Genomic DNA, 13,340 nt, shown 5'->3' with positions numbered 1-13,340 from the left:
GGGCCATATCTCCACGCTGTGTATTTGTTCGAAATAATGCTTAAACATAGTCTTATTCGTTTGATGCTTCTAATTCAGATGATTGAGATTCCGTTTTTACGGTGATGTCAGTGCCTAATCGCTGTAAATAAGCAATAAGGGCCACAATTTCAGTTTCCGGCATTACTTCTATACCGTCCTGCTCCTTCAAGCTTCGAGCTATAAATTCAGCTTGTTCATCTAATACATCATTAGCTATATCTTCATAACCTTCCTCGTAAGGAACTCCCAGCGTACGCATTGCGCTAATTTTAGCTGCGGTGGTAGACTTATCAATGGTGTTTTCAAATAACCAAGGATAAGGAGGCATGATAGATCCGGCTGATACTGCTGATGGATCCAGCATGTGGTAATAGTGCCAGCTGTTAGGGTACTTTCCTCCTACTCTATGTAAATCAGGACCAGTTCTTTTAGACCCCCAAAGGAATGGGTGATCATAAACGAATTCACCTGCTTTAGAATACTCACCATAACGTTCTGTTTCTGATCGGAATGGTCTTACCATTTGAGAGTGGCAGCTCACACAACCTTCTCTTATATACAGATCTCTACCTTGAAGCTCTAGTGGAGAATAAGGCTTAACACTGCTTATGGTAGGTACGTTACTCTTAATAAGGAAAGTAGGTACCATTTCAATTACACCACCTATAAGTATGGCTACGGCTGTAAGTACGGTGAACAGTACTGGTTTTCTTTCAAGCACACTATGCCAGTGGCCTCCAACATGCTTCTTATGTTTCTCAAGCGGAGCAGCAGCGGCATCTTCATTAGCAATAAAGCTACCTCTCTTAGCAGTTTGGATTAGGTTAAAGGTCATCATAATAGCACCTATCAAGTATAACCCTCCACCTATTGCTCTTAGCATGTACATAGGAAGAATCTGAACTACTGTTTCAAGGAAGTTCTTATATTCTAAGAATCCATCAGGATTAAATTCTTTCCACATTAAACTTTGAGTGATACCTGCCACATATAATGGGAGCGCATAGAATATAATACCTAGCGTACCAATCCAAAAGTGTATGTTAGCCAGTTTAGTAGAGAATAGCTTAGTATCCCACATTTTAGGTACTAACCAATACAACATACCGAAAGTAAGGAAACCGTTCCATCCTAAACCTCCAATGTGTACGTGAGCAATGATCCAGTCAGTAAAGTGGCCAATGGCGTTCACGTTTTTAAGCGAAAGCATAGGTCCTTCGAAAGTAGCCATACCATAAGCGGTAACTGCCACTACCATAAATTTTAAAACGGGATCTTCTCTCACTTTGTCCCAAGCTCCTCTTAAAGTGAGCAAACCATTTAACATACCTCCCCAACTAGGTGCAATAAGCATGATAGAAAACACCGTACCTAAAGACTGAGCCCAATCTGGCAATGAAGTATATAGTAAGTGGTGCGGTCCTGCCCAGATATAGATAAATATGAGTGACCAGAAGTGAATAATAGACAATTTGTAAGAATATACAGGTCTATTGGCTGCTTTAGGCAAGTAGTAATACATGAGGCCCAAGAACGGAGTGGTTAAAAAGAAAGCCACAGCATTGTGACCATACCACCATTGTACTAAAGCATCTTGCACACCAGCATACCAGCTGTAGCTTTTCATAAAACTAACAGGCAGCTCAAAAGAGTTAACCACATGCAGCACAGCTACCGTAACGAATGTAGCAATGTAGAACCAAATGGCTACATACATGTGTTTTTCTCTTCTTTTAATGATAGTACCAATCATGTTAATACCGAACACCACCCAGATAAGGGTAATGGCTATGTCAATAGGCCATTCTAGTTCGGCATATTCTTTTGATGTGGTAAATCCTAAAGGCAATGATATAGCTGCCGCTAAAATAATCAATTGCCAGCCCCAAAAGTTAATCCAGCTTAGTGCATCTGAAAACATGCGGGTTTTAAGCAAACGCTGCATAGAGTAATATACCCCGGCAAACATCGCGTTACCCACAAATGCAAAAATCACTGCATTAGTGTGAAGAGGCCTGATACGACCAAATGTAGTGTATGGAGTATCAAAATTAAAAATGGGATAAAAAAGCTGAATGGCAGCCGTTAGCCCCACCAGCATTCCTACCAGTCCAAAAACTACAGTAGCTATGATAAACGCTCGCACGATTTTATTGTCATAGCTGAATTTCTCAAGTTCCATAAGCGAAGTTTTGTTACAAAATTTTGACGATACGAAAGTACTTGGTCCGCAGATACATCGAATTGATGTAGATTAGACCTGAAATTGATTTTTGTCAGTTTTTCTATGAGCCCCAGCTCCTAGACGATTCATTAGCACAAGTCCAGAGCAAGCCTGGACCACTTTGCAACACCTTTTCGGTAATAAAATAGTTGCTGCTTCTAGAATTATGGTGATACAAACTATGAATAGACATGGCCACGGCTTCAGCCCCTATATTTTCATAGTAATGCACTATACCATCTTCAATAGTTTCACTGTTACATACTTTAAATGTGAAATTTTCAAATCCATGAATATCATTAAAGGCTTTCAACTGCTTTTCTATCTGCACATCCGGCATCCAGGTTTCCCGTGTGTTCACCTTCAAGATGTGTAGGTTGGCCCCAGTAAGCGCTATCAGACTTTTAAGTTCTGAAGTGATAAAAGTATGGGTCGTTTTCAAATCAGTGGCAAATACAACATTTTTGACAGATGCAAGGTGGATTGGCGCCTTGGCGGTGATGACAGGACAATCGGTATACCTCACTATGCGTTCAGTAGCCGAACCTCCCAGCATCTCATCCATGTGCTTATAATCTTTAGACCCCAACACTATTAGACTGACCTGCTTTTCTCTGGCAAATTTTACGATCTCTGCTCCTGGCAAGCCCGCTACCACGGTATAAGAGGCTTCTATTCCATGATCCTTAGCTTTATCAACCAGCCCATCAAGATGCTGAGAGGTAACATAGCGTACAGAATCAAGAAAATTAACCTTTACTCCCTCCACTACCCCTCTATAATCAGGCACATTGATTACGTGAAGGAGTAATATTTTAGAACTTCTTTTCTGAGCTATTTCTATAGCCAGATCCATAGCATGAGCGGCGTAATCAGAAAAATTAACCGGCACTAGGATGGTATTAAACTTTGATTTCATGGCAGTATTCTTTTGAAGTAAAACCTTACTCCAAAAGAATCTAAATTCTGTACCAATGTGAATGATCCATATGAGTACAAATTACTGATTAATGTCAGCCATGCTTTATTACATCACCTTACTTCTAATTAAATATTATTTATAGCTCTTAAAACCTTACATAGAGCTGCTGGCAAGAGTAACTAGCGTAATCGAGCTAGCTCATAATAGCATAGGAAGCGATTAGAATCTGTTTTTAGAAATTTCAAATAAAAATAACCTTAAGAATTGCCTTAAAAGAATTTTTAAACTAAGATTTGCCCTACAAGAATAACCACCACTTTATATGAAGAATTTTGTAATTCTAATATCACTCATAGGCCTTATAAATACAGGCCTGGCTAAACCCATAAAAGGCAGAGTTTATGTTGATAAAAACCAAGACCAACAATGGAATAAAGATGAAAAACTACTGGAAGGCATTTTGGTTTCTAATGGAAAAGATATTGTAAAAACCAATACTAAAGGAGAATATAAAATATCATATATAGATGGTAATCAGATTTTTGTCATAAAACCAACTCAATATATTTCTCCAATGAAAGATGGCCGTCCGCAAAGTTTTATACCCGAAAACATGCTGAATTCAGGCTCGTATGATTTTCCACTCTACACGCACAATGAGCCTGAAGATATGACTGTAGCCCTATTGGGCGACACACAGGTAAAATATATTGATGATGTTCATCATATGAGTAAGCTGGTTACAGATGAGCTGGCAGGTAAAGAGTTGGGCTACGTTATACCATTAGGAGATATCACTTTTGACAAAAGCAACCTACACGCTCCTTTATCAGAAAGTTTAGGACTCATTGGGGCTCCAGTATTTTATGTAATGGGCAATCATGATCAGGACTACAATGCAGAAAAAATCAGCTATAGAGACAACACTTTTGAAAGCTTTTTTGGCCCCTCCTACTATGCTTTTGAATACGGCAGTGAATTGGGTATTGTACTCAATAACATTTACCCTATGGAGAGTAAAGGGTATAAAGCAAAACTGGATGATGACCAGTTTACCTTTATTGAAAATCTTCTGAGCCATGTAAATAACCATTACAGCTATGTGCGTATTTTTATGCATATGCCATTAGAGCAAATGGAAGATAAAGAACGTCTCATAAAGCTCTTTGACAATTATAAAAATGTGATGGTGGCTACCGGGCATACTCACACTCAATATCATAAGTATTTCGATAGAGCTCAGCAGCAGCCCATTCATGAACTGGTAGCTGGTGCTGTTTGCGGCTCATGGTGGAGCGGTCCGCGCGACGAACGTGGCGTACCACTAGCCATAATGAACGATGGTACACTTAAAGGTTATTGGTTACTCCACACTGCTAACGAAACTTATCAATATAAAGCCTCTGGAAGATCGGCCGATTACCAAATGAGTATCACGTTGCCAGAGCAGAATGCATGGGACACTATATTTAATTCTTTTGACAACAAATACATTTATGCCAATGTATTTGCCGCCAGTGAAAAAACCAAAGTTGAAATTAGCCTCGACGGAAAAACCTGGCACCCCATGCAAAAGTTTGTGGGAATGGCTCCGTTGGTAACTAAAGCCTTTACATTACAACAAACTGGTAGGTATGATAGTGATAAGATCGCTAAAATGTGGGAGCCAAAGGATAAAAGTGATCACATCTGGAGGTTTGAAATACCCTCCTCTTTAGAGCCAGGAACCTATCTGATCAAAGTAAGGGCTCAAGAACCGAAACTGGGCCTTGACGCCAAAGGTCAATCAGTGTTAGACTGGAATTAGCCATTAAGACCTAAATCAATTATAAAAAGAAAAGATAACTAGACAATGGAATATAGGCGCATATGATTGCTTGGTCATAATTCTCAATAAAGATCAATATAAAACTTAACAAAGAAGAGGCATCAAATAAGATCTTCATCTTATTTAATGCCTCCTTCTAGTTCATTTTACAGACGGTGCTGTATCAATAATTAACTAATCTCAGCCGGCATAACCGACCTCTTCTTTTGCATAAAGCTTCGTATTATTTCTAAGCTCTACCATACGAGCGATAAACCAAACAAAAGGTTCTACCTGCCCTTGTAGTAAGCAACTTCCGTTACTGATACTGTGCAGCAAACCTTGCACGTCGGCATTACAGATGCTAGTCGCAATATGACCATTTTGCAACCGTAAAGTGCAACTAGAAACATCTACCTCATTATTATCTAACAGCAAGCTTACCGCTCCTTCTTTCAAGAGAACAGAGAAACTATTGTTTTGTGAATAAACAGTAATCGCAAGGTCAGGAATTGGCTTTAGCTGATTATCCCTCCATTCCTTCAAATGATCAGTAAATTGACTAGCCCATTCAGTAAGATTGTATTGTGACTCATTCTCTTCTAGCTCAAGCTCTTTATTTTTAGATAATTGCAAATCCACTTCTCGTTCAGCGTCAAGAAGCGCCTGAAGGGTAAAATCGACGTCTGCCTTGGTATGGGCAGCAGAACAAATAAACCTTAGTCGCCCACGGCCACTCTCTACTATAGGATAAGTAACTGCTGAAGTCTGAACTCCACGCTTATACATCTCTTGCACAATGGCATAGAGCTTATCTTTATCACTAAAATGAGGTGTCACAATAGGACCATCACCTGTACCCAGATCATAGCCTGCATCGGCAAATTGCTTCCGCATATAGCGGGTAGTATCCCATAATCTTGCCCTCAGCGCATCATCGGCACGTAACCTACGTAATGAAGTAAGTGCTGCCGCCATATCTGCCGGACTCACGGATGCCTGAAATATATAAGCTCTTGACGAAGACTTGATAAGATCTACATGTTCTTGCGAAGCTGCTACAACACCGCCAATACTTCCCATAGCTTTACTAAGCGTAGTCATAATAAAATCCACCTCCTCTGTTATGCCCTGAGCCGCACAGATACCTGCACCTCCTTCCCCATAAAAACCAAAAGAATGAGCTTCATCTACCAATACAAGAGCGCCATATTTTTTAGCCATCTTCACTATATCAGCTACAGGAGCGGCCCCCTCTCCCATACTATAAACTCCTTCTAGCACTACCATAGCCGATCGGTAAGGAGATACTTCTGATTGGAGAACGGCTTCTAAATCTGATGCATTATTATGCTGAAAAGTTCTGATAGTGGCTCCGCAGAGTCTGGCTCCATCTACAATAGAAGCATGGCAAAGCTGATCAATAATAACCACGTCATTTCTTCCGAGTATACCCGCTACTGCCCCCACATTGGCTGTGTAACCTGTAGGAAAAAGACAAGCCGAAGGTTTTCCTGTTAAGTCAGCAAATTCCTTTTCAAACTCCAAGTGCAAATCAGTCATGCCAGAAGCTGCTGCGGAAGTGCCCATACCCGTGCCAAAGCTATGGAGAGCTTTAGAGGCTTCAGCTATTACATCTTTATCTCTATTAAGACCTAGATAAAGGTTAGTGGTCCATATAATGGCGTCTTGCTGTTCATCGTTATAAGCATCGCTTACCAAGCCGCGGGTAGCACTTCCTGTTCTAAGCACTTTGCTATATGGATTTCTGCGCTGATCATTCACCATTTGTAATACTTCCTGTACAAGCTTCGCTTTATCAGTGGCCGACCAGGCTGATACCTTAGCAGCTTGAAAAGTAGGATGACTTGAGCGGATATGAGTCTGAAAATCAGCTAATGAATCGGATAAAATTTTAGATTTACCTGATGGCTTATTATTTTTATTTACACCTTTTTGGTTCAAAATATAATCAACCAGATCAGAGGGAGTATCATGTTCCAAAACAATAGTAGCAGGTAGAGATAAGTTTAGAGCCTTAGAAAGCCTGCTACTGAGTTCCAGAGTAGATAGCGAGTCTATTCCTAAGCTATCGAAGGAGTCACTTTCGGCAATTTCATCAGCATCATTAAAGCTAAGCAGCGTAGCTATTTCATGGCAAATAATTGAAAAAATAGCGCTTCTCTGATCCTCATTCGTACCTTCAGCTTGCTCTTCAGGTAGTCCTGCTGACTTTAAGGTTTCCTTTTCCAAATTAGTATTTTTTAAACCTTTCAGTTTATTTCGGTCTAGCTTACCATTAGGTAACAGAGGTAATTCATCCAAATGATAGACCAGCTGAGGAATCATATATTTCGGCATCCTTTGAGACAAATAAGACTTCACCTCAGTATCACTAATTGATTTATCTTCACTAACCATGTAAGCGACTAGCATTTGCTGTCCAGAGTCCGTTTCCACTGCTACTGCGGCAGCCATTTTTATAGCAGGAATAGTTTCCATCGCTGTTTCGATTTCTTCTAACTCTACTCTAAAACCTCGTATTTTAACCTGCTGATCTACCCTTCCCATGAACTCAATCTCTCCATCGGCCAATTTTCGACAAAGGTCACCTGTTTTATAGATCCTTTCCTCAGGAATATGTTCATAGTGCTTGGTATCTATAAACCTCTCATTAGTTTTTTCTGGATCATACAAATAGCCTCTGGCTAATTTATTACCCGCCAAATAGAGCTCTCCGGGCTCCCCATCAGGTAACAGATTCATGGACTCATCTAAAATATAGGAAGCCGAATTAGGAACTGATTTACCAATAGGAACAGACTTAGTGCCTTTTTCAATCTTGGTAGAAGTAGAAAATACGGTATCTTCAGTAGGTCCGTAAGCGTTAAAAATTCGAATATCAGGCCTTAGAGCAAAAAGCTTCTCCACTAGTGGCAACTTAAGTGCCTCACTACCGAAAATGATGGTACGAATACTTTCTGGCACCCATCCTGTAGATACTAATGCTTGAATAGCAGAAGGCACTACCACACAACTTTTAACTTTCTTCGATGCATCCAAGACAGGTAGGTCGAGCATGTTTTTAGCCATCACTACAGTACCTCCTAATGACAATGTACCCAATATTTCCGATACCGAAGGGTCAAAACAAACTGAAGTGGCTGCCAGCATTCCTTCTAAATCCTTATCATCCAGAATTTGGGCCATAGCATTGATCATAGCTACTACATTTCCATGTTCAATAGCCACTCCTTTAGGTTCCCCGGTAGAGCCAGAGGTATAAATTACATAAGCCAAATCGTTAGCTGATGGCTCCGCAATGACAGGACTGGTCTTTTCTTTGATATCATCAAGCCAAAGTTGCTCTTTAACCCCATCACATAAGGTTGCTGTTTTCTTTCCGTCTACCACTACGGCCTGTGCTTTTGAGTGGTTTAGCATATAACGTATGCGCTCATACGGATAAGCAGGATCCAGTGGCACATAAGCACAGCCTGCCTGTAATACTCCCCATAAAGTAGCAACTAGCTCCCAAGTGCGATGCATACAAACACCTACTAAAGAACCGGCAACTATTCCTCGTAAGTTGAGCTCCGTAGCAATAGCATCTGCTCTTTCCATCAGTTGCTGGAAAGTGATTTCATTAGGCCCATCAATAACAGCTACTCTTCCTGGATGTAGACTGGCCTGATGACGCAATAAAGTACAGATGCTCTCCTCGTAAAGACCTCCTGTTTGCTGAGGGGATTTTGAAATACTAGGTTTAGATTGGATCAGTTTACTCATTAGAATTTTATTTCTTATATATGATGTTTATTTAATACTGATTAATTAGTTGACTGAAGACAAAACATTGATGTTAGATGGTTGAAATTGAATATTTCCAAAGCAATACAAAAATATACTTCTAAGACTTGTTGCACATGTAAAAATCCGGTGAATAAGATAAAATTTACGACAAAAGTATCAGTCATCAGGCTCTAGTTGGTATCCTTAAAATTCAGAAATTAAGCTTAGTCAGAATACCATATTCATTGTTTAAGCCGATCAGTTCTCCCAGTAACCTTAGAAAAACGATTTTTTTCATGACATATAATGATAAAGTGACTACCTGTATGATTTTAGTACAAGGCGTTCTATAATTCCATAGGCTTATTAAAAATTGTACACACGCTGAGTGACCACAAACAAGTTGATTAAAGCCGCTTTTAGGCCTAAAAATCTCCTTATTCTTTTATTTAAGATCTATGGATGTTAAAAATAAGATGAATTACCATAATAATCTAACATGAGAAAGTAAATAAAAAAAGCCATCTTGATTATTTCGGAATCGATTTCTATATTAGAACACATGTTTTTTGAAGGAACATAAATTACATCAACCTAAATCCATTACCTATGTGCATTAAATACCATCATCCCAGACAGTTGCACGTAACCTAATGTATTGGCAATAATATCGAAGCCAGTATATTTTGTTTAAAATACTTATGATCATTAGTGATTTAAAGTATTCCTTAATGCTCTTTTTCTATGCATTAAGAGTAAATCAAAAAAACCATTTTATGAATAAACTAAACCAACATGTATGACAATTAACAAATCAAACCCCAAAATTTGGCCCCTGCTTATTGGGCTTTTATTATTTATTTTCAATCCGTTTGTGACATATTCACAAACATATTGCTCTAATCAAACAGGTACGGACGATGGTTACTATTTCACCCATTGGACTGACGGCGGAGGTTCTGCTTGTATGAATTTAGGTGCAGATGGCAACTACAGCTATTCTTGGTCTAATACTGGTAACTTTGTTGGAGGTAAAGGTTGGTCTACCGGCTCCTCTACAAGAGTTATCGGTTACAATGCTGGCAACTACTCTCCTAATGGCAACAGCTATCTTACTCTTTATGGATGGACGACCAATCCATTAATAGAATACTATGTAGTAGAAAGCTGGGGAAACTGGAGACCACCAGGTGCGTCTGCAGTAGGTACAGTAACATCAGATGGCGGTACTTACGATATCTATCGTACTCAAAGAGTTAATCAGCCCTCTATTATCGGGAATGCTACTTTTTACCAATATTGGAGTGTAAGAAGAAGCAAAGTATCTACAGGCAGTAACCACACCATTACTTTTGCTAACCATGTAAATGCATGGGCTAGTCGTGGCTGGAACCTTGGAACTCACAACTATCAGGTATTCGCTACAGAAGGCTACCAAAGCAGTGGTAGTTCTAATGTTTCTGTTTGGGACAACGGCAACTCCGGAGGAGGAGGCGGTGACGGCGGCGGTGGCGGCGGTGGCTCCAACTCTATTGTAGTGAGAGCGCGTGGTACTGCCGGAAGCGAGCACATTAATCTAAGAGTAGGTAATCAAACCATTGCCAGCTGGACATTAGGTACCAGCATGAGTAATTATACTGCCAGTACTAACAGCACGGGAGGTATAATTGTACAGTTTGACAATGACGATACCGGAAGAGATGTACAAGTAGATTATGTTCAAGTGAATGGAACTATCAGACAAGCTGAAAACCAAACCTACAACACTGGTGTATGGCAAGATGAATCTTGTGGTGGCTCTAACAGTGAATGGCTACATTGCAGCGGATCAATAGGCTTTGGTGATGTGGCTACAGGAGCCAGAATAGCTTCTCAAGAGCTAGAGCCTGGAATGAAAGAAATGACTGGTGACAAAATCAGCATATTCCCTAACCCTGCTAATGATGGACTATTTAATATAGAACTCCACAAACTGCATGGCATGAGTCAACTAAAAATTACTGATGTATATGGTAAAACAGTAGAGGAAGTAGACATTGCCGGTAAAAGTGATGCAAAACTACAAATGAACCTGAATACTGGTGTATACCTTATAATACTTGAAGGATCAGGAGAGAAACTGGTTAAGAAAGTGATTGTAGATTAATAACACATAACTTCATTTAAAAACGAAGACTTTCTGGATATGTAAACGTAATTACCTTCAAATAACAGTTATAAAATGGCTGAGCAAATACCTTGATTAGATCAAGTGATGCTCAGCCATTTTATTTTATTCAAAATCTACTTAGCTACTTACTATCTATCTGCATCGCTAGAATGCATGTTGCTTTTTGCTGTACGGTCTTACTTATTCCAGTCCGGCGTTTTTTCTCCCTGTAGCTTTCTTATAAAGAAGTCTCTTCGCTTTCTCTCTCCATATTCACCTCCTAAAGTATGGTTCATGCCTGGCAATACTACCAATTCAAATTCCTTATCTGCCTTTATCAGTGCATCCACCAGCTGCATGGTGGAGGCAGGATCTACGTTATCATCCATCTCTCCTAAAATTAACATCAGTTCAGACTGCAGTTTACCAGCGTTTTCTACAGCGGAATTTTCTATATACTCCTGTCCTATGGGGTAGCCCATCCATAACTCATTCCACCATATTTTGTCCATCCTATTGTCATAGCAGCCACAAGCAGCCACTCCCGCCTTGTAAAACTCAGGATATTGCAACAGGCCATTCACTGTGCTCTGCCCTCCTGCTGAACCTCCATAAAGACCAACCCTGTCTATGTCCATATAAGGGTATTTTGCCGCAGCTTCTTTAATCCATTTAATGCGATCAGGAAAACCAGAATCTTTTAGATTTTTATAACACACCTCGCCAAAAGCCTTAGAGCGGTTTCCCGTGCCCATACCATCTAACTGCACTACTATAAACCCCAGCTCAGCTAACCCTGAAAACCAGTAAGAAGTAGTAAAGTCTTTAGGTACGTAGTTAGAACCCGGCCCAGCATATATATATTCGATTACAGGGTATGATTGATTAGGATCAAAATTAGTAGGCCGATAAATAACACCCCAGATATCAGTTGTACCATCTCTGCCTTTAGTAGTAAAAACCTCTGGTGCTTTCCAGTTTTTAGCGGTTAGCTCACTTATATCCGCCTCCTCTAACCTCTTGATTACTTTGCCGCTTTCTCCATCTCTAAGCACCAGAACAGGAGGCAGATCCACGCGGCTATAGCGATCGATAATATAATTTTTATCAGGAGAAAGCCATGTATGGTGGTTGGCATTATCCGGAGTGAGTTCTTTAAAGTGCTTACCATTAATATTTACAGTGCAAAGATGAATGTGGTATGGGTCTTCACCTTTCTTTAGGCCAGCAGCCTCAAACCATATCTGACCTGTTTCCTGATCAATATCTACTATATTTCGTACCAGCCATTCGCCTTTGGTTATTTGTCTTTGCTGCTTTCCAGTAACGGCATCAAACAAATAAAGATGAAACCAGCCATCTCGCTGAGACTTCCAAATAATTTGTTGATCATCATTAAACATCCACTTACGAAGCCTAGGGTATTCGACATAAGTATTACTGGTTTCTTCTATAAGCACTTTGGTCTTACCCGTAGCAGCATCCACCCGCACCACCTGATATTTCTGATGACCTCTTTCATTGAAATCAAAAATAAAGCCTTTGCTATCTTCCATCCACTGGATGGGTGAAAGGTCAAATTGATTTTCAAAAGGCTGACCATCAACATCTATTTGTTTTAAAGTTTCAATATCGAATAAGGCTGGCTGCTTAATGGGTACGGCATCTCCGGGCTTTAGGTATTCCCTTTTGTGCAGCTTAGGTTGTAGTTGATCTTTTGGCGAAGATTCTATTAAATAGAAATACTTTTTTATGTTAGGACGAACCTGATACGTCGCTAATTTCTTGGAATCTGGTGACCATGCCAGGTAAGATGAATAGATAATACCTTCAGCACCATCAAAACTTAGCACAGTTTCTTTACCGGTGGAATGCTCCTTTACTACCACATTGTAGTTTTTGATAAAGGCCAGCCACTTGCCATCAGGTGAGGTTACAGGACCATTAGCCAACTCATCTCTACCTTCTGCCCAGTAACCCCAGTCTTCCTTTTCTGGTAGCTTTTCTCTGGATAATAACTTACTCGTAAGTTGATAAGACCATTTATAGCCTTCCATATGAAATGTAAAGGAAGATACATCATCTGAAAATCTCTCTTTGTTTAAAGGAAGCTTAAAGGCCTCCAATTCCTTATTTAAACTATCTTTAAGTTGAGAAGCTAAGTCTTCCTGATCAAGAGGTGTAAATGAGGTTGCTTTCTCCAAATCATATATCACATAGTCATTTCCTTTCTTCCTATTTATTTTATACCAAAATAAAGATTCGTTGAGCCATTGTGGTTCTATTTTAGTGCCATAGGCCAGCTTACCATAGCTAGCCACTTCATCTGCATGCTTATAATCCTCACGAGTGGGCTGTGCAACCAACCCAACCGTAAGACAACATAACAAAAGGCAAAATAATAATACTTTTTTAGCCATTAACT

General features: G+C 39.8%; 6 protein-coding genes. 2 read left to right on the top strand and 4 right to left on the bottom strand.

Going from position 1 to position 13,340, the window contains the following annotated elements:
- Nucleotides 1-52 precede the first annotated feature (52 nt).
- Nucleotides 53-2,203, bottom strand: a complete 2,151-nt coding sequence (ccoN, locus tag JL102_RS07250; protein ID WP_202243595.1) for a cytochrome-c oxidase, cbb3-type subunit I — start codon at nt 2,201-2,203, stop codon at nt 53-55.
- 103 nt (nt 2,204-2,306) lie between these two features.
- The gene (locus JL102_RS07245) at nt 2,307-3,164 is read right to left on the bottom strand and encodes a universal stress protein (protein WP_202243594.1); all 858 of its coding nucleotides are present in this window, start codon (nt 3,162-3,164) and stop codon (nt 2,307-2,309) included.
- Between the two features lie 325 nt (nt 3,165-3,489).
- Between JL102_RS07245 and JL102_RS07240 the strand changes: the two genes are divergently transcribed.
- Nucleotides 3,490-4,974, top strand: a complete 1,485-nt coding sequence (locus JL102_RS07240; RefSeq protein ID WP_202243593.1) for a calcineurin-like phosphoesterase C-terminal domain-containing protein — start codon at nt 3,490-3,492, stop codon at nt 4,972-4,974.
- 201 nt (nt 4,975-5,175) lie between these two features.
- On the opposite strand, the gene JL102_RS07235 is transcribed toward JL102_RS07240, so the two are convergent.
- Nucleotides 5,176-8,763, bottom strand: coding sequence for an amino acid adenylation domain-containing protein (locus JL102_RS07235; RefSeq protein WP_237390467.1), 3,588 nt, complete (start codon nt 8,761-8,763; stop codon nt 5,176-5,178).
- 802 nt (nt 8,764-9,565) lie between these two features.
- Between JL102_RS07235 and JL102_RS23980 the strand changes: the two genes are divergently transcribed.
- Nucleotides 9,566-10,912 carry a glycoside hydrolase family 11 protein gene (locus tag JL102_RS23980; protein WP_202243592.1) on the top strand — a complete coding sequence of 449 codons (1,347 nt, stop codon included), beginning with the start codon at nt 9,566-9,568 and terminating at the stop codon, nt 10,910-10,912.
- A gap of 200 nt (nt 10,913-11,112) precedes the next feature.
- Here the strand turns inward: JL102_RS23980 and JL102_RS07225 are convergent, their stop codons facing one another.
- On the bottom strand, nt 11,113-13,335 hold the full coding sequence (locus JL102_RS07225) for a S9 family peptidase (RefSeq protein WP_202243591.1): 2,223 nt from the start codon (nt 13,333-13,335) through the stop codon (nt 11,113-11,115).
- Between the last annotated feature and the right edge of the window lie 5 nt (nt 13,336-13,340).

This window comes from Fulvivirga sediminis, from assembly GCF_016757215.1.
GTDB lineage: Bacteria > Bacteroidota > Bacteroidia > Cytophagales > Cyclobacteriaceae > Fulvivirga > Fulvivirga sediminis.
Note: the sequence above shows the minus strand (reverse complement) of the source record. Positions and strands in the feature narration are given on the sequence as shown.

Bases quoted from the DNA above. Each gene is read 5' to 3' on its own strand.
- JL102_RS07225 (WP_202243591.1), bottom strand. From the start codon at position 13,335: ATGGCTAAAAAAGTATTATTATTTTGCCTTTTGTTATGTTGTCTTACG.
- JL102_RS07245 (WP_202243594.1), bottom strand. From the start codon at position 3,164: ATGAAATCAAAGTTTAATACCATCCTAGTGCCGGTTAATTTTTCTGAT.
- JL102_RS07235 (WP_237390467.1), bottom strand. From the start codon at position 8,763: ATGAGTAAACTGATCCAATCTAAACCTAGTATTTCAAAATCCCCTCAG.
- ccoN (WP_202243595.1), bottom strand. From the start codon at position 2,203: ATGGAACTTGAGAAATTCAGCTATGACAATAAAATCGTGCGAGCGTTT.
- JL102_RS07240 (WP_202243593.1), top strand. From the start codon at position 3,490: ATGAAGAATTTTGTAATTCTAATATCACTCATAGGCCTTATAAATACA.
- JL102_RS23980 (WP_202243592.1), top strand. From the start codon at position 9,566: ATGACAATTAACAAATCAAACCCCAAAATTTGGCCCCTGCTTATTGGG.